This is a genomic window from Micromonospora sp. NPDC005252, assembly GCF_042872475.1.
Classification (GTDB): Bacteria; Actinomycetota; Actinomycetes; order Mycobacteriales; family Micromonosporaceae; genus Micromonospora.
The window spans coordinates 16,149-35,475 of sequence record NZ_JBIAKN010000022.1 but is presented as its reverse complement, the minus strand read 5'-3'; the positions used below and the strand labels follow the sequence as shown (position 1 = coordinate 35,475).

Below are 19,327 nucleotides of genomic sequence, written 5' to 3'. Positions count from 1 at the left end.
CAGTTGATCACTTGATCATCTCAATATCAACTACGCTGGCCCCGCTGTCTGTAGCTGCGACGAGAGGACACCGTGCCAGAGGGAAGGGACGAGCCCGCGCTCTCCGCGACGGAGGAGCTGGCCCTGGCCCGGCTGGCACTGGACGAGGGTGACCTCCACCACGCCGCCGGCCACCTGGCCGGCGCGCTGGCGCGGGCACCCACCCTGCCTGAGGTGCACGAGACGCTGGCCCGCCTCGCCGCGGCCGACGGAGGAGGGCTCGACCTCTTCCCGATCAACCACCACACCTTCGTGGGCGCGGTCGTCGCCCGCGCCCACCTGCTGGCCGCCGCCGGTCGCCCCGCCGAGGGTCTGGAGCTGCTGGCGGCGGCGACCGGTCACACCCCCGGCACCCAGTGGGCGGGCGTGCCGTGGGTGACCGCCTCCGAGCTGGCCGAACGGCTGGAACCGGAACACATCGCCCGCGTCCTCATGCAGGTGTGCGCGGCGCTGACCGACCCGGTGCCGAGGGCCGGGCGGAACGCCCTCACGCCGTACCTCACGCTGGCCCGCAACGCCGCCACCGTGCACCCCGAACACGGTCTCCTGCTGGGCGCGGCGTCCGCGCTGGCCCGGCGGCTCGGCGAGGTCGCGCTGGCGATCCGCTGGGCCAGCCGAGGAGTACGGTGCCAGCCGTCGAAGATGGGCGAGGTCTGGCTCGGGTACGCGTACCGCAGCGCGGGTCGGACCCGCGACGCCCTCGCGGCGCTCGGTCGGGCCGTCGACCTGGACCCCGACGACCTGGCCATCTACGCCGACATCGCCGGCACCCTGGCCGAGACCGGCCGACTCGACGAGGCGTTGGAGTGGACCGAGCGGGCGCTGGCCCGGGACCCGTCGTTCGACTGCGCGGTGCACACCGCCCACCGGCTGCGGCACCTGCGCGACGGCGACCTGTCCCACCTGGTCGCGCTCGCCGACTTCATCCGTGACCACCCGGACGACAGCCACGAGCACGGCGATCTGGCCCAGTGCTGCCGGGGACGGCCCTGGCTCGGGCAACTGACGCCGGCCGGCGGCCCCCTGGTCGACGCGCTCCGCCGGGCGGTCGCCGACGACGACAACGGCATCGGTGGCGCCGTACGCCTCGCGGCGGCAGCCCCACCGAGCGCCCTACGGACGGCGACGGCGGTGGCGCCCGGACTGCGGATCGAGGTCGCCGGCGCCGCGGAGCCGGACCCGCGCGAGCCCCGACGCCCGTCCGCGCAGCGGCTGTGGCATTTCGCGGAGAACGTGCCGACGCCGGCGCTGCCGGCGCCCTCGGCGGCGGCGGTCGAACGGATCGGACAGGTGGCCCACCCGGCGTGGCCGCACCCGCCAGCGGCCTACGACGCGGCGGTGGGCCTGGCCGGCCTCGACGTCGACGACCTGCTCGGGCTGCTGGTGCACCCGCCCGCGGCACCGGCGAGCGGGCTGGGACGACTGCTGGCCGCCCAGGATCCGTCGATCTGGGTCCGCGGGGTGCAGGTCTGGGCCTGTCTGGGGCTGCTGCACCAGCGCACCGACGAGCCCTGGGCGGACTCGACCCGACGCCGGGTGCTGGTGGACCTGGTCTGGGGTGTGGAGGACTGGGTCACCGAGGCGGCGCTGTTCGCCCTGATCACCGCCGCCTGGGTGGACCCGGCGGTGCGGCCGGACGTGGCCCGCGTGGTGGCGGACCGGTTGGCCGACGCGGCGGCGGTGGCCCAGGCCCGGCCGGTGCCGATCGCGGTCTCGCTGGCCCACCTCGCGCTGGCCGCCCCCGCCCTGGACCCGGACACCGCGGCACTGGCCACCCGGATGCTCGGCGAGCTGGCCCCCCGAATCCCCCGCCCCCGCAACCCGCTGCGCCGCCTCTGGCAACGGCTGACCCGCCGCTCCTGACCCGCGCGCCGCGCCCTCCCCACCGGGGGACGACGCGGCGCGCGGGTGCCGGGTGGGCTCAGGCGACCGGGGCCTTGCCGAGGGCGACCTCGGCCTCCTCCTCCGGGGTGGCCTGCGGCGGCGCCTCGTTGGCGGTGCGCAGCGGGATCTCCTTGATGAACCAGGCGAGCACCGGGATCACGATGGTGAACAGCACAGCCCAGAGGAACACGTGCGAGATCGCGTCCGAGAGGCCGGTGAGGACCAGCTCACGCGTCTGGGCGGGCAGCTGCTTGAGCTTCTCCAGGTCCATCCCGCCCTCGCCGCCGCCGCTGAACGCCTTGCCGGCGGCGGAGCCGGCGAGCTGGTTGGCGAAGATCGCGCCGAAGAGCGAGACACCGAACGAGCCGCCGATCGACCGGAAGAAGGTGGCCGCGCCGCTCGCCGCGCCCAGGTCCTTCTGCTCCACGCTGTTCTGCGCGATCAGCATGGAGGTCTGCATGAGGAAGCCCATGCCGACGCCCAGCACGACCATGTAGAGCGAGGACTGCAGCTTGCTGGTGTCGAGGGCGAGCATGGAGAGCAGCGCCATGCCCCCGGTCATCACCACGCCGCCGATGATCGGGTACGCCCGGTACCTACCGTTCTTGGTGATCGCCCGGCCGATGACCAGCGAGACCACCAGCATGCCGAACATCAACGGCAGCAGCAGCAGGCCGCTGTTGGTGGCCGAGGCCCCCTGCACGGTCTGCTGGTAGAGCGGCAGGAAGTTCATCGCGCCGAACATCGCGAAGCCGAGCAGGAAGCCGATCACCGAGATCAGCGCGAAGTTGCGGTTGGCGAACAGCGCCAGCGGCAGGATCGGCTCCGGTACCCGGCGCTCCACCAGGCCGAACGCCACCAGCGCCACGAGCGCCAGCACGGCCAGGCCGACGATCTGCGGCGAGACCCAGTCGTACTCGTTGCCGCCCCAGGTGGTGAGCAGCACGATCGCGGTGATGCCCACCGAGAGCAGGCCGGCGCCGAGCCAGTCGATCCGGTGCTCGGTGCGGTACTTCGGCAGGTGCATCGTGGTGATCAGCACGAGCAGCGCGACGCCGCCCAGCGGCAGGTTCACGTAGAACGCCCAGCGCCAGGAGAGATTGTCGGTGATGAAGCCGCCGACCAGCGGGCCGGCCACCATGGCGATGGCCATGATGCCGGCGATCATGCCCTGGTAGCGCCCGCGCTCGCGCGGCGGCACCAGATCGCCGATGATCGCCATCACGCCGACCATCAGGCCGCCGGCGCCCAGGCCCTGCACGGCCCGGAAGGCGATCAGCTCCATCATGCCCTTGTCGACACCGCCGAACATCGCCGAGCCGGCCATGCCGCAGAGCGCCGATCCGATCAGGAAGATGACCACCGAGGTCAGGAAGACCGTCTTGCGACCGTAGAGGTCGCCGAGCTTGCCCCAGATGGGCGTGGAGACAGTCGTGCCGAGGATGTACGCCGTGACGATCCACGTGAAGTGGCCGGCACCGCCGAACTCGAAGGTGATCCGCGGCAGCGCGGTGCTCACGATCATGTTGTCGAGCATCGCGAGCATCATCGCGATCATCAGCCCGAACAGCACGACCCGTACGTTGGGTCGTGCGCCGGCCTGGGTTGCCTGTGTCATGGGTAAGCTCCCCCCAAAGATTGCCTTACTTACTTGCCGCCCGGCTAGTCACCTTACTAGCCGCACGGTAAGTTGGGTACCAACTGACGGTCAAGTGAATTGGGGGGCGTAGGTGAGGGAGAGCACAGGCGGCACCCGAGAGCGGATCAAGGCCGTCGCGTTGGAGCTCTTCACCGAGCAGGGCTACGAGAAGACCTCGCTGCGGGAGATCGCCGAACGCCTCAACGTCACCAAGGCGGCGCTCTACTACCACTTCAAGAGCAAGGACGACATCGTCGCCAGCTTCGTGGAGGATCGGCTGGATCAGATGGACGCGCTGACCGCCTGGGCCGACTCACAGCCCGCGACCCTGGCCACCCGCCGCGCCCTCATCTCCCGCTACGCCGACACGATGTTCGGCGGCGACATGCCGTCGGTGATGCGCTTCTTCGAGCAGAACCAGACAGTGCTCAAGAGCCTCTCCTCCGGCCAGCAGATGCGTGGCCGGATGATGCGGCTCGCCAGCGCCCTCTGCCGGGGCGACGACTCCCCCGCCGCCCAACTGCGCGCCACCCTGTCCCTGTTCGCCGTGCACACCAGCTGGTTCGCCGTGCGGGCGCCGGGCATCACCGACGCCGAACGCCGCCGGCTGGCGCTGGAGGTGGCCGACGAGTTGCTGGCCGCGATCGGCACGGAGCCCGACGAGGACGCGGCCTTGGCCAGCGGTCGGGGCTGACGAGCCGGCCTCAGGCGCGGGGCAGCTCCAGCCGCAGGCCCAGCAGGGCCACGCCCGCAACCGGCGACCAGTCCTTCTCCGGCATGCGGACGAACCCGAGGCGCTCGTAGAGCCGGTGGGCCGAAACGGCCATCCCCGCGCGGACGCAGATGACGACCGCCGTACAGCCCAACTCGGCTGCCCGGTCGACGCACGCCTGGGCCAGCGCCGCGCCCACACCCCGCCCCTGGGCGGCCGGGTCGACTGCCAGCATGCGGAATTCCGCCTCGCCCGGCCCGGACAGCTCGGCGAACGGGGTGCCCGGCAGCACGAAGGTGACCGAGCCGAGCACCGCGCCGGTCGCCTCGTCCACCGCGACCAGCACCTCGCCGCTGGCGGCCCGGGTCGAGACGTCGGCCAGCACCGCCCCGTACCCGTGCTCGCCCTTGAGCTGACCGTCCGCCTCGTACGCGGCCACTGTCAGCCGGGCGACCGCCGGGAAGTCGGCGCTGTCGGCGAGCCGGACCAGCAGCCCGCTCAACCGATCACCGCGATCAGGTCGCCGTCCTGCACGACGTCGCCCTCGTGCACGGCGAGCTGCTGGACCACGCCATCGGCCTCGGCGACGACCGGGATCTCCATCTTCATCGACTCAAGGATCACCAGAGTGTCGCCCTCGGACACGGTGTCGCCCGCCGACGCGACGACCTTCCAGACGTTCGCCACCATCTCGGCGCGGATCTCCTCGGCCATGTCCACGGCCCTCCCTTTTTCGCGATGTGCCTGCCGACGTATCCAATCACGCGAGGGTGGGACGCGGGAGCGGAGCGGTGCGGCCCGCCGGCCGGGGCGGCCCCGGGGGAAGGCACCGGGTGCCGAGCGCACTACCATCAGCGGGTCGGACCCGACGCCGGGCGGCCGGTGGGTGCACCGGCGCGAGGCCGCGCGCAGCACGGATCCGACCCATCACGAGGAGGTCAGCATGGCGAAGAAGTCCCGCAAGAAGAAGGCCCGCAAGAAGAGCGCCGCCAACCACGGCAAGCGTCCCAACTCCTGAACGCGCCGACGGGCGATGCGCCCGTCACCGGTCAGTCCGACCCGGCGCAGGCCGGGTACGCCGGTGGCCCGGGTCGAAGATCGACCCGGGCCACCGGTGTTTCGCCGTTTCGGTACGCCGACGCTCAGTCGGCCAGCTCACGGGAATCGCTGGTCTCGAAGACCACCAGCTCGGTGAGCTTGACCCGCAGCCGCTCGCGCAGCTGATCGGGTGCGGTCTCGTTGCCGCAGCAACGGGCGACCAGTGCCCGCACCTCCTGTTCGAGCCCGTACTCGCGCAGGCACGGCCCGCACTCGTCGAGGTGGTGCCGGATCAGCGAGCGCCGCTCGTCGGCGCACTCGAGATCCAGGTAGAGGTAGACCTCCGCGAGCACCTCGCGGCAGTCCGTCTCGTGCGGCTTTCCACAGCTCACGTCACACCTCCCGGCCGGCAGCGGCAGCGGCAGAGCCCTTCGCGGACCGGGCGGGGCTGAAGCCCCGCTCCGCGGCGTACTGCTCGAGCAGCTTGCGCAGATTACGACGGCCGCGGTGCAGACGCGACATCACGGTGCCGATCGGCGTGCCCATGATGTCGGCGACCTCCTTGTAGGAGAAGCCCTCCACGTCGGTCAGGTAGACGGCCAGGCGGAACTCCTCCGGCAACTGCTGGAGGGCCTCCTTCACGTCGCTGTCCGGCAGCCGGTCCAGAGCCTCGGTCTCGGCCGAGCGCAGCCCGCTGGAGGTGTGCGACTCGGCCTCGGCGAGCTGCCAGTCGGTGATCTCCTCCGTGGGCGCCTGGATCGGTTGGCGCTGCCGCTTGCGGTAGGAGTTGATGTAGGTGTTGGTCAGGATCCGGTAGAGCCAGGCCTTCAGGTTCGTGCCCTGCTCGAACTGGTGGAAGGCCGCGTACGCCTTCAGGTAGGTCTCCTGGACCAGGTCTTCGGCATCCGCCGGGTTGCGCGTCATGCGCAGCCCAGCAGCGTAGAGCTGATCGACGAATGGCATCGCGTCCCGCTCGAACCGGGCCCTGCGCTCGTCCGTCTTCTCGGTGGTCAACCGCACATCCCCTCGCGTCGGATGCTTTCCCGCCGAGGATACGCGCACGGACCTGCCCACAGATTCACTTCCGGCTGGTGTGCCCGTGCTCACCGCACCCACCCCGCCCGGTCCCGCTGTCACGGGCCAGTCCGGACCATCCAGCAGCCGCTGTAGCTGCCGGGCGTCCCGCTCGTCCCGTTCCAGGCTTCGTGTCTCGGTCGGCACCGGTCACCCCCCTCGCAGAAAAGTCGTCCGGGGTTAGTAACGCGAGATGACCGGTGGGGCATTCCGCCCGGCTCTCCCGTTCCTGGTCCCGGCCCCGGTGGCACCGGCGCTGGGACCAGGAAGGGCCTGGGAGGACTGGCGCCGTCCGTCCGAATCGGGCCGGCGGCACCAACGGATGCAACGACCCGCGGCCGGCAGCGGAAACGGTCGGACGGTTCAGTCGGCCGTCCAGCGGTGCCGGCGCAGCCAGTCCCGCACCACGTCCGCGGTGCCGGCCGGATCCCGCCGTAGGTCGTGCGTCTCACCCGGCCGGGTCACGACCTGCACGCCCGGCCCCGACGCCGGCACCCCGAACGGGTCCCGGTCGCCGTTGACCACCAGCGTCGGCAGGCCGGTGGCCAGTTCGGCGGCCCGGGAGCGTTCCGGCCGGCCGGGCGGGTGCAGCGGGAAGGCCAGCGCGACGACGCCGGCGGCGCCCACCGCGCGGGCCGTCCGGCAGGCCACCCGCGCGCCGCTGGAACGACCTCCGACCAGCAACGTGGGCACCTCGTCGTGGCGAGCGCGCAGCGCGGCGAGCACTGCCGTCCACGCCTCGTCGAGGTGCCCGGCGGGGGCCGGCGCGCGACGGCCGGCGACCCGGTAGGGCTGGGTCACCCGGATCACCGTCAGGCCGGCCTCGACCGCCGTGTCCCGTACCGCGAGCAGGTCGGGCGCGTCGACGCTGCCGCCCGCCCCGTGCCCGAGCACCAGCAGGGCGGTCGCCGACCGGGCCGGCAGGTCGGTGTCGATCCGCGCCGGACCGCGGGGCGTGTTGATCTCTTCGCTGGGCAGCACCGACCCATTCTGCGCCGCCCTCGCCGATCACCGGGATGGTTCGCCCCGGCGGTCAGCTCAGCGGCACCAGGGTGAGCAGGCGGTCGCGTACCGGAGGGCCGGCGTCGTCGGCCGCGTCCGGATCGGGCTCCACCTCGCCGCGCCAGGCGACCAGCATCGCCCGCCGCTCGCGGGGTGTGGTCGCGCCCCACACGCCGTGGCAGTCGCCGACCTCCAGCGCCCATGCCAGGCAGGAACCCTGCACGTCACAACTGCGGCACAGCGCGACGGCGGCGTCCGCCGGTTCGTTCGGCGCCGGAAAGAACGTCTCCGGATCGACGCTCTGGCACGTCCCTCTGGTGCGCCACGCGTCGTCCTGTCGGCGTTCTCGCAAGGCCCGCAGCAGCCGCGGATCTCTCCGTGCCGCAGCCACCTCGTGCGGACGGGGCATACGCGCCCGTGTCATTCCACCCACCTCCCCCGTGGGACCGGCAAGATCGGTGGATGTCGTCCGCCCCGTGCGAATCGACAGCCACTACCGGCGCTGTGTTGTATCGCACTTCTGGACACCGGGACAAGGGGCTACGGAGAACATGGCTGAACGGCCAGGCGACGAATCGAGCAGAACCCTGGCAAATCGGTGCCCGACGATGCCTGTCATCTTCAGAACAGGGTCAGCTCCGATGGGGCCGGCAGCGGCGGAACGGACACTCGGGCGGTCAACTCCGGGCCGTCGTTGCGGACGTCACCCACCGCCGGCCCGACCGGGCGGATCTCCAACCCGGCCAGCCGATCGGGCGACGCGGGCGCGAGCAGGCGTTCGGGCTCGTCGCACGGCCCCAGCCAGGACGACCACTGATCGGGCGGCAGCAGCACCGGCATCCGGTCGTGCACCTCGGCCAGCTCGCCGAGCGCCGCGGTGGTCAGCACGCTGAAGGTGAGCCGACTCTCGGCGCCGGACTCCCAGACCGACCAGATGCCGGCCAGGGCGAGCACCGAGCCGTCGGCCGGGGTCATGAAGTACGCCTGCCGGCCGCCGTCGGGCTGGCGGACCCACTCGTACCAGCCGTCGGCCGGGACCAGGCAGCGGCGGCGGGTGAACGCGCCGGCGTACGCCCGACTGGTGGCCACCGTCTCGGCCCGCGCGTTGATCATGCGGGCCGCGCCGGCGGCGGAACGGGACCAGTGCGGCAGAAACCCCCAGCGGGCGACACAGAGGCTGCGGTGCCCTTCCGGGGTGAGCCGGACCAGCGGCACGCGATCGGTGGGCGCGACGTTGTGATCCGGCCGGATTGCGCCGTCGGTGTCGTCGGACGACTCGAACAGCGCGCTCAACTCGCCGGAGCCACGGGTCGTCGCGTACCTGCCGCACATGCGCTCACGCTAACCCGCCGGGGGCCCGGCCTGCTGTCCCGCCAACCGGGAGTACGACCGCCGGTCGGCGTCACTCACCGGCCGACACGGCAGAATGTAACCGTGGGGAATCTGACCGCGACCCGGCCGCCGCAGCCGTGGAGCGCACCGACCGCGTCCGACCCGGTGTCGGCGACACTGCGCCTGCCCGGCTCCAAGTCGATGACCGCCCGCGCCCTGGTGCTCAGCGCCGTGGCCGCCGGGCCGTCGACCCTGGCCGAGCCGCTGCGCGCCCGTGACACCGAGCTGATGGCCGCCGGCCTGCGCGCGATGGGCACCTACGTGTCGATCAACGACGACGAGCGTTGGCTGGTCCGGCCGCACCCGCTGGTCGGCCCCGCCCACGTGGACGTGGGGCTGGCCGGCACCGTGATGCGGTTCCTGCCGCCGGTGGCAGGGCTGACCGACGGGCAGGTCACCTTCGACGGCGACCCGTACGCCCGCACCCGCCCGCTCGGCCCGCTGGTCGACGCGCTGCGCTCGCTGGGCGTCCGGATCGACGCCACCGGGACGGGCAGCCTCCCGCTGACCGTGCTCGGCACCGGTGGGGTCACCGGCGGCGAGGTGGTGATCGACGCGTCCGCGTCCAGCCAGCTGGTCTCCGGTCTGCTGCTGGCCGCCCCGCGCTTCGACCGGGGCCTCGTGGTGCGCCACGTCGGTGCGCCGGTGCCCTCCGCGCCGCACCTGCGGATGACCGTGCAGATGCTGCGGGCCGCCGGCGCCGCCGTCGACGACACCACCCCCGACGTCTGGACCGTCGAGCCCGGCCCGCTCACCGGGCGTGGTTGGGAGATCGAGCCGGACCTCTCCGGCGCGGTGCCGTTCTTCGCCGCCGCCCTGGTCACCGGTGGTGAGGTGACCCTGCAGGGTTGGCCGCACAGCAGCGCCCAGCCGGTCGAGCAACTCCGCTCGCTGCTGCAGCGGATGGGCGGCGAGGTCACCCTCTCCACCAACGGGCTGACCGTGCGCGGCACCGGGGTGGTGCACGGCCTGACCGCCGATCTGTCCGACGTCAGCGAGCTGACCCCCGCGCTGACCGCGCTGGCCATGCTTGCCGACTCGCCGTCGGTCTTCACCGGTGTCGGGCACATCCGCGGCCACGAGACCGACCGGCTGGCCGCGCTGGCGCGGGAGTTCGCCGCCCTCGGGGCGGACATCACGGAGACACCGGACGGGCTGGAGATCCGGCCTCGCCCGCTGCGCGGCGGGATGTTCCGCACCTACCACGACCACCGGATGGCCCACGCCGCCGCGGTGGCCGGGCTCGCCGTTCCGGGCATCGAGGTGGACGACGTGGGGTGTACCTCCAAGACCATGCCCGAGTTCCCGGCACTATGGTCAGCGATGGTGACCGGCAAGAACTGACGCGAGAAGGGGACAGGTCCTGGCGACCAAACGGCGGGAGTACGACGAGGACGACGTACGCGTCCGACCCGGAAAGTCGTCGCGCCCGCGTACGCGCACCCGCCCGCAGCACGCCGACGCGGTGGACGGCTTCGTCATCGCCGTCGACCGGGGGCGCTACCAGTGCGTGCTGGCCGGGGCCGAACGCGGCGCGGTGGGGGCCGAGCTGCCCACGGTGACCGCGATGCGGGCCCGGGAGCTGGGCCGCAAGTCGGTGGTCGTGGGTGACCGCGTCAGCCTGGTCGGCGACACCTCCGGCGCGGAGGGTGCTCTCGCCCGGATCGTCCGGATCGCCGAACGCCGCTCGGTGCTGCGCCGCACCGCCGACGACGACGAGACCACCGCCGAGGGTCGGCTGGAACGGGTGGTGGTGGCGAACGCCGACCAGTTGGTGATCGTCAGCGCGTTGGCCGACCCGCCGCCGCGCACCGGGTTCATCGACCGCTGCCTGGTGGCCGCGTACGACGCGGACGTCGAGCCGCTGCTCTGCCTCACGAAGGCCGACCTGGCCGGGCCGGAGGAGGTGCTGGGCTACTACACCGAGCTGGAGCTGCCGTACGTGCTCAACCGCCCCGACTCCGACCTCGCCGCGCTCCGTGCGCTGCTGAGCGGCAAGGTGTCGGTACTGGTCGGGCACTCCGGGGTGGGCAAGTCGACGCTTGTCAACCGCCTCGTCCCGGAGGCGCTGCGCGCGGTCGGCGTGGTCAGCGCGATCGGCCGGGGCCGGCACACCTCGACCAGCGCCGTGGCGCTGCGGCTGCCACCGGTGCCGGGCGTCGACACCGACCCGGGCTGGATCATCGACACCCCCGGTATCCGCAGCTTCGGGCTGGCGCACGTCTCCGCCGACAGCCTGCTGCACGGCTTCCCGGACCTGGTCGAGGGCACCGTCGACTGCCCGCCCAACTGTCAGCACACGGCCGACGAGACCGACTGCGCGCTGGACGCCTGGGTGGCCGCCGGCAAGGCCGACCCGCGCCGGCTGGCGTCGTACCGCCGGTTGCTCGCCTCGCGGGCCGGCGAGGGCGACGCGCGCGGCGACAGCGACCAGCGCGGGCCCGGCGAGGGTGACCGGCGCGGGCCCGACGAGTGACCCGCGAGGCGTCGGCTAGGTTGCCGGCATGACCGGCTACGCCGACGACCTCGCCCTCGCCCACCTGCTCGCCGACCGGGCCGACGCCATCGCCATGACCCGGTTCCGGGCGCTCGACCTGCGGGTGGAGACGAAGCCCGACCTGACCCCGGTCTCCGACGCGGACACGGCCGTGGAACGGGAGATCCGCGCGCTGCTGGCCGAGCACCGGCCCGCCGACGGGCTGCTCGGCGAGGAGTACGGCGCCGAGCCGGCCACCGATCCGAACGGCCGGCGGTGGATCGTCGACCCGATCGACGGCACCAAGAACTTCGTCCGTGGGGTGCCGATCTGGGCCAGCCTGATCGCGCTGTACGACGGCGACCGACCGGCCGTCGGCGTGGTGTCGGCGCCGGCGTTGGACCGACGCTGGTGGGCGAGCGCCGGCGCGGGCGCGTACGCCGGGCGGGGCCCGGCCGCGGGCGACCGGATCGAGGTCTCGGCGGTGCGCCGGGTCGCCGACGCGAGCGTCTGCTACTCCTCGCTGACCGGGTGGGAGAACGCCGGGCGACTCGACGCGATGCTCGACCTGCTGCGGGCCGGTTGGCGCAGCCGGGCGTACGGCGACTTCTACGGCTACATGCTGTTGGCCGAGGGCGCACTGGACGTGATGGCCGAGCCGGAGTTGTCACTGTGGGATGTGGCGGCGCTGGTGCCGATCATCACGGAGGCGGGTGGGACGGTCACGGATCTGGGCGGTCGACCGTCCCCGACCGGCGAGCCGGGCACCGAGAGCAGTGTGGTGGCCACCAACGGTGTGCTGCACGCCGACATCCTCGCCCGGCTGGATCGACCAGCCGAGCGCTGACCCCCGGCAACCTCTATCCTCGCCAGGTGGTCTCCTCCGGCTGGTGCTTCCTCGCGGCGATGATCGTCGCGTACGGCTTCGCCAACCTGCTCCAGTCGGTGGCCGCGGCGCGCACCACCGTCCACCACACCTTCGATCCGGGTCTGCTGCTGCGACTGGCCGGGCACCGGACGTACCTGGTGGGGCTGAGCTGCCAGATCGGCGGGTTCGTGCTCGCCTTCCTGGCCCGGCGGGACCTGCCCCTGTTCCTGGTGCAGGCGAGCGTTGCGGCCGGGCTCGGGGTGACCGCCATCATCGGCGTGCTGGTGCTGAAGTGGCGGTTGCCGGTGGCGGAGGTGGCCCTGCTGGCGCTGCTCTTCGCCGGGATCACCGCGCTGGTGCTGGCCGCGCGGCCGGCGCCGTCGAAGCAGCTCGGCACCGCCGGCTCGGTGGCCCTGCTGGTGGCGCTCGGGGTCATCGCGGTGCTCGGTTTCTTCGCCGTCCGACTGCACGGGGCGCCCGGGTCGGTGGCCCTGGGCTCGCTGGCCGGGCTGGCGTTCTCCTCGGCGGCCGTCGCGGCCCGGCCGCTGGCCTCCGCGCCGTCGGCCGAGGCGTTCCTCGCCAACCCGCTGTTCTACCTGCTGATCGCCCACTCGATCGTCGGCCAACTGCTGCTCGGCCTGGCCATGCAGCGCGGTTCGACGACCGCTGCGGTCGCCGCCATGGACGCCGCCGGAGCGGTGCCGGCGGCGATCGTCGGCCTGCTGCTGCTCAACGACAAGATCTGGCCGGGTCGGGAGTGGCTGGCCGCCACCGGTTTCCTGGTCACCCTGGCCGCCGTGATCGGCCTGACCCGCTACGCGCAGCCGCAGCAGCACCGCTCGGTGGCGCACCGCCACGACCGGGCCATGGTCGGCGCCGGCCGGCCCGTCTGACCGCAAACCCACGCCGCACCGAAGGGAGCGGCGTGGGTTTCTCGGCTCAGGCTTCGACGGGCTTGCGGCGGCTCACCACCCGCTCGTAGAGACGTTCCAACGCCCCGGCGGTCCGCTCCCACGTGTAGCTGCTGCGGACCCGGTCCACGGCGGCGTGACCGTAGGCGAACCGGCCGGCGTTGTCGGCGAGCAGCCGGCGCAGGGAGACCCCGAGCGTCCGCACGTCGCCGGGGGGCACCAGACGGCCGGTTACCTCGTCGACCACCGCGTCCGCCAGGCCGCCCATCGCGTAACCGACCACCGGCACCCCGCAGGCCATGGCCTCCAGGGAGACCCGTCCCGCCGAGGAGTAGTGCGGCGTGCAGGCCACCACGTCGGCCGACCGGTACCAGGTGGCCATCTGGTCGTGCGGCACCGCCCCGACCAGGCGCACCTGCTCGGCCACCCCGGCCCGCTCGGCCAGCTCGCGGAGGCGACGCGCCTCCGCGTGGTTGGCCAGCTGGCCGGCCGGTGGGCCACCGGCGATCACCAGTTCGGCGTCGCCGACCAGCCGCATCGCCCGGATCAGGTCGTCCTGGCCATGCCCCGGGGACAGTCCGCCGACGGAGAGGATCCGGGCCCGCTGTTCGCGCGGGGCCGCCTCACCGTCGGGGTGGAACTGCGCGGTGTCCACCCCGGCCGGCACCATCGCCACGGAGGTACGTTGCAGACCCATCCGGGTCAGCTCGTCCACCTCGTCGTTGCACTGGGCGACGGCGATGTCCACCGCCCGGGTCAGCGCCCGCTCCAGCGGGATCCGCTCCCCCGGGCCGTCGTACTCGCCGCCCAGGTGGCGCAGCTGCTCCACACCGAGCGAATGAAAGGTCTGCACGACCGGGATGTCGGTCTCCCGGACGGCGTGCGCGGCGGCCAGGCCACCGATCCAGTAGTGCCCGTGCACCACCTCGGGGCGCCAGGCGCCGCCCCACTCGTCGGTCAGCCAGCGCCCGAACTCGGTGACGTGCGGGATCAGACCGGCGGTGGGCAGGGCGGTCGCCGGGCCGACAGGCACCCGGTGCACCCGGTAGCCGCCGACGTCCACAGTCGCCGGCAGGTCCGGGTCGTCCCGGCGCTCGTAGATGCGGACATCGTGGCCTCTGCCAGCCAGCTCGGCGGCGACCCGCGCGATGTGTTGTTGGGTGCCGACCGGCGGGCCGTCGGCGTGCCGGTACGAGCTGGTGTGCGCGCAGACGAGGCCGACGCGCATGGGTCACCTCCCTGCGATCTTTTCCTCGGCGGTCCCGGTCAGAGCGTCCCATTAACCTCGGAGCCCCGAGCCGAAACCTGGCAGATCGGGAACAGTCACCGCGAGTGCCGCCGACACTTGCGCCACGGCAACCACATGAGCCCCGATTCGACGACGTATCGGACGGATCGCCGATGATCGTCGGGCGGCTGCTGGTATGACCGGGCCCGCCCGGGGGTACCGCTGGAGAATGCCGCTGACCCGCACCCTCGACGATTCGACCGTGGTGATCACCGGCGCGTCCAGCGGGATCGGCACCGCCACCGCGTACGCGCTGGCTCGCCGGGGTGCCGCCGTGGTGCTCGCCGCCCGCAGCGAGCCCGCGCTGCGACAGGTCGCGCAGCGCTGCCGGGAGCTGGGCGGCCGGGCGGTGGCCGTCCCGACCGACGTGACCGACCTGGAGTCGGTGCAGCGGCTGGCCGACCGCGCGGTGGGCGAATTCGGCCGCATCGACGCCTGGGTGAACAACGCCGCGGTGAGCGCGGTGGGCCTGTTCGACGAGATCCCCGTCGCCGAGTTCCGGCGCGTGCTGGAGGTCAACCTGCTGGGCACGGTGCACGGCATCAAGGCCGCGTTGCCGTACCTCGGCGCGGCCGGCGGCGGCGTGCTGGTCAACAACGCGTCGGTGCTGGCCGAGGTGGCGATGCCCTACCAGTCGGCGTACAACGCGGCCAAGCACGGCATCCGCGGGCTGACCGACACCGTCCGGCAGGAGCTGCGGGTCACCGGTCGGGGGCAGATCTCCGTCTGCACCGTGCTGCCGGCCACCATCGACACCCCCTTCTTCCGGCACGCGGCCAACCACAGCGGTCGCGAGCTGGTGCCACCCCCGCCGATCTACCCGCCGGAGGTGGTCGCCGAGACGATCGTGCGGTTGCTGCGCCGGCCGCGTCGCGAGGCGTACGCCGGTGGCGCCGCGCGGCTGCTCGGCCTGCAGTGGCGGCTGGCGCCGGCGCTGGTCGAGCGCACCCTCGGCTGGTACGTCCACCGCACCCAGTTCGGTCCGGGTGCGCGGCTGGACAGCACCGGAAACGTGTTCCACGCCGACGGGCAGGCCAGCCGCGGCGGTGGCTGGCACGGTCGGCGGCGTCAGCTGGTGCGGATGACCGCCGCGTTCGGTCTCGCCGCGGCCGGCACCGCCGTCGGCACGATGGCCATCAACCGCCGCTCCCGGTCGGATCACTGATGGCTGGCGTCGATCGACCGGACGCGCCGTTCGTCCGCGGGCCACGCCCCGAGGCGACCATCCCGGTGGACGAGCGCTGCCGGGTGGAGGTCGACGAGTCGTCCCCGGTCATCCGGTTGAGCGGGGTGCTCGACACCGCCGAGGCCGACCGGGTCCACGACGCGTTGCTCGCACGGCTCAGCGACCGGCCCGGCCCGGTGGTCGCCGACGTGACCGGGCTGCGGGTCACCGACCCGGCCGGACGGAGCGTCTTCGCCGAGGTCCGCCGGGAGATCGCCGACTGGCCGGCCGCGGACCTGCTGCTGTGCGACCCGGCGGTCTCCGGGCCCGGTCGCCCCGACGCCGTCCTGGCGGGTGTGCCGGCCTGGCCCACCCTCGACGCCGCGCTGGCCGCGGTCGCCGCGGCGCTGGCGGCGGTGCTGACCGCCGAGCTGCCGCCGACCGCGGAGTCCGCCCGGCAGGCCCGCGAGCTGGTCGCCACCGGTTGTGCGCGCTGGGGCATGCCGGCCCTGACCGAGCCGGCGCAGATCGCGGTCACCGAGATGGTCAACAACGTGGTCACGCACGCCCGGACCCCGATGAGCGTCCGGTTGGCGCCGCAGGACCACACCCTGCGCCTGGCGGTTCGTGACCACTCGTCGCGCCGGCCCACGTTCGCCGGTCTGTCCCCGCCGAACCGGGTGGGTGGCCGGGGTCTGCTGCTGATCGACACCGTGGCCCGCCGGTGGGGCACCAGCATGGTGCCGGACGGCAAGGTCGTCTGGTGCGTGCTGCATCCGGACGACGAGGCGGCGCACGGCTGACGGGCTTCCCGCACCCGGTGTCCGGTTCGCCGCCGCATGACCGGCGGTGCTCCGGTTACGGCGGGAGGGCAGCGGGTAGTGATCAGACATGCGCGACAACGAGTACCCGACCCCCGTGTCCGACACCGAGGCGGAGGGGCTGCCCGACACCGCCGATGACGACTCGAGCGCCAACGACGACGTGCTCACCGGGCGCGAGGCGGACGGCCCGGAGCCGGCCCAGCTGCCCGGCGACCGGACGCCGGTGGCGGTGGACCGCTTCGGGACGACCGCCGAGGAGCAACTGGACGGGGAGTCGTTGGACTACAAGCTCGACCGAGAGGTCTACGAGCGCCCGGTGGACGACCCCCTGGCCGGCCCGGTCGACCCGAAGATCGCCTTCGAGGCGGAGAACGAGGCCGCCGCGGCGGAGGCCCAGCTGGACGCCGACGTGATGGACCCGGGGCCCACCTCGGATCCCAACTCGCCGGTCTCCCTCTACGACCACGGCCAGCTCGGCACGGTCGCCGACGCCACCGTGGGCCGGCTCGTGGAACCGGACGAGGGGGCGCACACCGACCAGGAGACCGACTCCGTGGCGTACGACGCCGGGTCGGCGGGTGGCGGGGCGACCGCGGAGGAGCTGGCCATCCACGAGACCGAGCCGCCGCGCTCGGTCTGAACGATCAGTCGTCCAGGCCACGCTCGATCGCGTAACGGGTCAACTCGACCCGGTTGTGCAGCTGCAGCTTGCCCAGCGTGTTCTGCACGTGGTTCTGCACGGTGCGGTGGGACAGGCCGAGCCGCTGCGCGATCTGCTTGTACGACATTCCCTTGGCCACCAGGCGCAGCACCTCCGTCTCCCGGTCGGTGAGGCGGGGCATTCCCGGCTCCGCGTCCCCGCTCGTGCCCTGTCCCGGCCCGGCGGCCATCCGCCGGTACTCCCCCAGCACCAACCCCGCCAGGCCGGGCGTGAAGACCGGGTCACCGGCGGCGGTGCGGCGGACCGCGTCGAGGAACGCGGCGGGCGCCGTCGACTTCACCAGGTAGCCGGTGGCGCCCGCCTTGACCGCGTCGAGCACGCTCTGCTCCTCGCCGCTGGCGCTGAGCATCAGCACCCGGACCTCGGGCAGCGCGGCGCGCAGCCCGACGACCACCTCGACCCCGGAGATGTCCGGTAGTTGCAGGTCGAGGACCACCACGTCGGGTCGGGCGGCGGCGGCGACCCGGATCGCCTGCCGCCCCTCGCCGCTGGTCGCCACCACCAGGAAGCCAGCCTCGGCCAGATCTCGGGCCACGCCCTCGCGCCACATCGGATGGTCGTCGACCACCATCACCCGCACCGCCGTCACCGCTGCACCCTCGGCACGATCAGCTCGATCTCGGTGCCCGCGTCGGGGGTCGACATGATCCGGACCGTACCCCCGAGGTCGGTCACCCGACCGCGGATCGACTGGGCCACGCCGAGCCGCCCCTGCGCGGCGGCCTCGACCAGTCTGCCGTCCGGGATGCCCGGCCCCTCGTCGCGGATCGACACGGTCACGGTCTCCCCCTCATCCTCGATCAACACCCAGGCCCGCCCGCCGGCGTGGCGGCCCACGTTGTCCAGGGCCGCGCCGGCCGCCGCCGCCAACTCGCCGGCCACCTGCCGGGGCAGGGTCACCGGCGTGGCGGGGGCCGAGAGCGACACCGCCGCCGAGGCGTACCGGCCGAGCAGGCTCCGCAGGTCCACCACTTCCGCCCCGGCGGCGGCCGGTGCGATGCCCGTGATCAGTGCCCGCAGGGCGGCCTCCTGCTCACCGGCGAGCCGGGCCAGTTCGCCGGCCTCGCCGGGCAGGTGCGCGCCGCGCCGCTGCACCAGCGCCAGCACCTGGAGCACCGAGTCGTGGATGTCGCGTGCCAGTCGTTCCCGCTCCCGGGTGGCCGCCTCCAGCTCCACCGCGTGTTGCAGGCGTTCCTCGGCGGTCACGGCGAGCCGGGCGACATGGCCGACCACCACCCCGGCGAGCAGCAGCAGGATCACCCCGGTGAAGGAGGACTGGCTGATCCGTTCCCGGGTGGCCACGTCCGCGCCGGCCACCAGCAGCGCGGCCACCGTGCCCCGCCGCCGGCCGCGGGAGACGGCCCAGGCCAGCACCGGGCCGGCCATCCAGGCAACCCCCAGGGTGGGTACGCCGTGGGCGAGCGCCTCCCGTCCGATCACCCAGGGGGTGGACAGCACGATGGCGACCACCACCCCGAGGTCGGCCAGCAGCAGCGGCCAGCGGCGCCAGGCGGGCCGGGCGTACCCGACGGCGGTCGCCCCGGTCCAGAGGATCATCGCCAGGATCAGGGCGCCGACGGCGAACGGGTGGTCGTACCGGTCGGCGTCGCGCACGGCGAGCGCGCAGACGTACCCGAGGGAGGCCACCCGGAACACCGTGAGCGCCCGCCAGAGCGGCACCTCGAAACCACCCGGCGGCGACGGCATGGCGGTCAGGATGCCACAGCCGGGCCGACGGCGCGGGGTCACGGAGTGCGCCTCACGTAACCCTGACGTACGGTTGAAAAGCCGCGAATACTCCGAGATCCGCTGTCGGGACGGGCCATGACGAATGCAGATCCGCACGCACCGCGTACGGTTGTGCCCATCGAACCCTCCCTCCTGATCGCCGAGGCCTTCGAGCAGGCCCAGGTGACCGAGATTCGACACTCGGTCACCTCTTGCGCGCACGCCTCCGGCCTCGACGGCCAACGGCTGGACGACTTCGTGCTGGCGGTCAACGAGTTGATCACCAACGCGGTGCGGCACGGCGGTGGGCGCGGGTGGCTGCGGCTCTGGCGGGAGCCAAGCGCGCTGTTCTGCGAGGTGGCGGACCACGGGCAGGGCATCACCCCGCAGCGGCTGGGCGACCGGAGTCGGCCCGCCCCGGACACGGCCGGCGGGTGGGGTCTCTGGCTGGCCCGGGAGCTGACCGACGCCATGGAGATCGCCACCAGCGCCGCCGGGACCACCGTCCGCATCACCGCCACCCTCGCCGCCACCGACCGCACCCAGCGCTGAGACCGGGCCGGGGC

21 protein-coding genes and 1 pseudogene are annotated in these 19,327 nt (G+C 73.3%); 11 read left to right on the top strand and 11 right to left on the bottom strand.

Annotation, left to right across the window (positions count from 1 at the left end; translation table 11 throughout):
- The first annotated feature begins 72 nt into the window (after positions 1-72).
- On the top strand, positions 73-1,902 hold the full coding sequence (locus tag ACFYPH_RS30130) for a tetratricopeptide repeat protein (protein WP_387186466.1): 1,830 nt from the start codon (positions 73-75) through the stop codon (positions 1,900-1,902).
- Positions 1,903-1,960: 58 nt separating this feature from the next.
- Here the strand turns inward: ACFYPH_RS30130 and ACFYPH_RS30125 are convergent, their stop codons facing one another.
- Positions 1,961-3,541, bottom strand: a complete 1,581-nt coding sequence (locus ACFYPH_RS30125) for an MDR family MFS transporter (RefSeq protein ID WP_354858458.1) — start codon at positions 3,539-3,541, stop codon at positions 1,961-1,963.
- Between the two features lie 112 nt (positions 3,542-3,653).
- Here ACFYPH_RS30125 and ACFYPH_RS30120 point away from each other — a divergent pair, with 112 nt between their 5' ends.
- Entirely contained in the window at positions 3,654-4,256 is a 603-nt protein-coding gene (locus ACFYPH_RS30120) for a helix-turn-helix domain-containing protein (RefSeq protein WP_354858456.1), read from the top strand.
- A 10-nt stretch (positions 4,257-4,266) separates the two neighbouring features.
- On the opposite strand, the gene ACFYPH_RS30115 is transcribed toward ACFYPH_RS30120, so the two are convergent.
- The gene (locus ACFYPH_RS30115) at positions 4,267-4,776 is read right to left on the bottom strand and encodes a GNAT family N-acetyltransferase (RefSeq protein ID WP_354858454.1); all 510 of its coding nucleotides are present in this window, start codon (positions 4,774-4,776) and stop codon (positions 4,267-4,269) included.
- The gene (locus tag ACFYPH_RS30110) at positions 4,773-4,994 is read right to left on the bottom strand and encodes a biotin/lipoyl-binding carrier protein (RefSeq protein WP_007464729.1); all 222 of its coding nucleotides are present in this window, start codon (positions 4,992-4,994) and stop codon (positions 4,773-4,775) included. The genes ACFYPH_RS30115 and ACFYPH_RS30110 overlap by 4 nt, the downstream gene beginning before the upstream one ends.
- A gap of 223 nt (positions 4,995-5,217) precedes the next feature.
- Here ACFYPH_RS30110 and ACFYPH_RS30105 point away from each other — a divergent pair, with 223 nt between their 5' ends.
- Positions 5,218-5,292: a 50S ribosomal protein bL37 gene (locus ACFYPH_RS30105; RefSeq protein WP_369814844.1), complete on the top strand. Its 75-nt coding sequence runs from the start codon at positions 5,218-5,220 to the stop codon at positions 5,290-5,292.
- Between the two features lie 124 nt (positions 5,293-5,416).
- Here ACFYPH_RS30105 and rsrA read toward each other — a convergent pair whose 3' ends face one another.
- The 5 genes from rsrA to ACFYPH_RS30080 form a co-directional block, all read right to left on the bottom strand.
- Positions 5,417-5,704: a mycothiol system anti-sigma-R factor gene (rsrA, locus tag ACFYPH_RS30100; RefSeq protein WP_007464731.1), complete on the bottom strand. Its 288-nt coding sequence runs from the start codon at positions 5,702-5,704 to the stop codon at positions 5,417-5,419.
- A gap of 1 nt (position 5,705) precedes the next feature.
- Entirely contained in the window at positions 5,706-6,533 is an 828-nt protein-coding gene (locus ACFYPH_RS30095) for a sigma-70 family RNA polymerase sigma factor (RefSeq protein WP_354861333.1), read from the bottom strand.
- A 216-nt stretch (positions 6,534-6,749) separates the two neighbouring features.
- Positions 6,750-7,367, bottom strand: coding sequence for an alpha/beta family hydrolase (locus ACFYPH_RS30090; RefSeq protein ID WP_387186462.1), 618 nt, complete (start codon positions 7,365-7,367; stop codon positions 6,750-6,752).
- 52 nt (positions 7,368-7,419) lie between these two features.
- Positions 7,420-7,812, bottom strand: a complete 393-nt coding sequence (locus ACFYPH_RS30085; RefSeq protein ID WP_007464737.1) for a WhiB family transcriptional regulator — start codon at positions 7,810-7,812, stop codon at positions 7,420-7,422.
- A 197-nt stretch (positions 7,813-8,009) separates the two neighbouring features.
- Positions 8,010-8,720 carry an SOS response-associated peptidase gene (locus ACFYPH_RS30080; RefSeq protein ID WP_354861336.1) on the bottom strand — a complete coding sequence of 237 codons (711 nt, stop codon included), beginning with the start codon at positions 8,718-8,720 and terminating at the stop codon, positions 8,010-8,012.
- A gap of 102 nt (positions 8,721-8,822) precedes the next feature.
- On the opposite strand from ACFYPH_RS30080, the gene aroA reads away from it, so the two are divergent.
- From aroA to ACFYPH_RS30060, 4 genes and pseudogenes are all read left to right on the top strand, one after another.
- The gene (aroA, locus tag ACFYPH_RS30075) at positions 8,823-10,124 is read left to right on the top strand and encodes a 3-phosphoshikimate 1-carboxyvinyltransferase (RefSeq protein WP_354861339.1); all 1,302 of its coding nucleotides are present in this window, start codon (positions 8,823-8,825) and stop codon (positions 10,122-10,124) included.
- A gap of 121 nt (positions 10,125-10,245) precedes the next feature.
- Positions 10,246-11,256: a ribosome small subunit-dependent GTPase A gene (gene rsgA, locus ACFYPH_RS30070; protein WP_387186459.1), complete on the top strand. Its 1,011-nt coding sequence runs from the start codon at positions 10,246-10,248 to the stop codon at positions 11,254-11,256.
- A 28-nt stretch (positions 11,257-11,284) separates the two neighbouring features.
- The gene (gene hisN / locus ACFYPH_RS30065; protein WP_387186456.1) at positions 11,285-12,103 is read left to right on the top strand and encodes a histidinol-phosphatase; all 819 of its coding nucleotides are present in this window, start codon (positions 11,285-11,287) and stop codon (positions 12,101-12,103) included.
- A gap of 59 nt (positions 12,104-12,162) precedes the next feature.
- Positions 12,163-13,106, top strand: a pseudogene (locus ACFYPH_RS30060) (hypothetical protein).
- Here ACFYPH_RS30060 and ACFYPH_RS30055 read toward each other — a convergent pair.
- Positions 13,064-14,263 carry a glycosyltransferase gene (locus ACFYPH_RS30055; RefSeq protein WP_354861345.1) on the bottom strand — a complete coding sequence of 400 codons (1,200 nt, stop codon included), beginning with the start codon at positions 14,261-14,263 and terminating at the stop codon, positions 13,064-13,066. The pseudogene ACFYPH_RS30060 and the gene ACFYPH_RS30055 sit on opposite strands and share 43 nt — an antisense overlap.
- A gap of 229 nt (positions 14,264-14,492) precedes the next feature.
- Between ACFYPH_RS30055 and ACFYPH_RS30050 the strand changes: the two genes are divergently transcribed.
- The 3 genes from ACFYPH_RS30050 to ACFYPH_RS30040 all read left to right on the top strand — a co-directional run bounded on the left by ACFYPH_RS30050 (position 14,493) and on the right by ACFYPH_RS30040 (position 16,952).
- Positions 14,493-15,488, top strand: coding sequence for an SDR family oxidoreductase (locus ACFYPH_RS30050; RefSeq protein WP_355138079.1), 996 nt, complete (start codon positions 14,493-14,495; stop codon positions 15,486-15,488).
- Complete coding sequence (locus ACFYPH_RS30045; RefSeq protein WP_354861348.1) at positions 15,488-16,291, top strand: ATP-binding protein; 804 nt, start codon at positions 15,488-15,490, stop codon at positions 16,289-16,291. Before ACFYPH_RS30050 ends, ACFYPH_RS30045 begins: the two co-directional genes overlap by 1 nt.
- 88 nt (positions 16,292-16,379) lie before the next feature.
- Positions 16,380-16,952: a DUF5709 domain-containing protein gene (locus tag ACFYPH_RS30040; protein WP_354861350.1), complete on the top strand. Its 573-nt coding sequence runs from the start codon at positions 16,380-16,382 to the stop codon at positions 16,950-16,952.
- 4 nt (positions 16,953-16,956) lie between these two features.
- Here ACFYPH_RS30040 and ACFYPH_RS30035 read toward each other — a convergent pair whose 3' ends face one another.
- Positions 16,957-17,604, bottom strand: a complete 648-nt coding sequence (locus tag ACFYPH_RS30035) for a response regulator transcription factor (protein ID WP_355138235.1) — start codon at positions 17,602-17,604, stop codon at positions 16,957-16,959.
- A 14-nt stretch (positions 17,605-17,618) separates the two neighbouring features.
- Entirely contained in the window at positions 17,619-18,740 is a 1,122-nt protein-coding gene (macS, locus tag ACFYPH_RS30030) for a MacS family sensor histidine kinase (RefSeq protein ID WP_387186452.1), read from the bottom strand.
- A gap of 117 nt (positions 18,741-18,857) precedes the next feature.
- Between macS and ACFYPH_RS30025 the strand changes: the two genes are divergently transcribed.
- Positions 18,858-19,313, top strand: a complete 456-nt coding sequence (locus ACFYPH_RS30025) for an ATP-binding protein (protein ID WP_354861354.1) — start codon at positions 18,858-18,860, stop codon at positions 19,311-19,313.
- Positions 19,314-19,327 lie beyond the last annotated feature (14 nt).

What these genes read in the sequence shown, in the direction of transcription:
- ACFYPH_RS30035 (WP_355138235.1), bottom strand. Translation starts at nt 17,604, where the DNA reads ATGGTGGTCGACGACCATCCGATGTGGCGCGAGGGCGTGGCCCGAGAT.
- ACFYPH_RS30025 (WP_354861354.1), top strand. Translation starts at nt 18,858, where the DNA reads ATGACGAATGCAGATCCGCACGCACCGCGTACGGTTGTGCCCATCGAA.
- ACFYPH_RS30040 (WP_354861350.1), top strand. Translation starts at nt 16,380, where the DNA reads ATGCGCGACAACGAGTACCCGACCCCCGTGTCCGACACCGAGGCGGAG.
- ACFYPH_RS30085 (WP_007464737.1), bottom strand. Translation starts at nt 7,812, where the DNA reads ATGACACGGGCGCGTATGCCCCGTCCGCACGAGGTGGCTGCGGCACGG.
- hisN (WP_387186456.1), top strand. Translation starts at nt 11,285, where the DNA reads ATGACCGGCTACGCCGACGACCTCGCCCTCGCCCACCTGCTCGCCGAC.
- ACFYPH_RS30045 (WP_354861348.1), top strand. Translation starts at nt 15,488, where the DNA reads ATGGCTGGCGTCGATCGACCGGACGCGCCGTTCGTCCGCGGGCCACGC.
- ACFYPH_RS30125 (WP_354858458.1), bottom strand. Translation starts at nt 3,541, where the DNA reads ATGACACAGGCAACCCAGGCCGGCGCACGACCCAACGTACGGGTCGTG.
- ACFYPH_RS30050 (WP_355138079.1), top strand. Translation starts at nt 14,493, where the DNA reads ATGCCGCTGACCCGCACCCTCGACGATTCGACCGTGGTGATCACCGGC.
- macS (WP_387186452.1), bottom strand. Translation starts at nt 18,740, where the DNA reads ATGCCGTCGCCGCCGGGTGGTTTCGAGGTGCCGCTCTGGCGGGCGCTC.
- ACFYPH_RS30080 (WP_354861336.1), bottom strand. Translation starts at nt 8,720, where the DNA reads ATGTGCGGCAGGTACGCGACGACCCGTGGCTCCGGCGAGTTGAGCGCG.
- ACFYPH_RS30055 (WP_354861345.1), bottom strand. Translation starts at nt 14,263, where the DNA reads ATGCGCGTCGGCCTCGTCTGCGCGCACACCAGCTCGTACCGGCACGCC.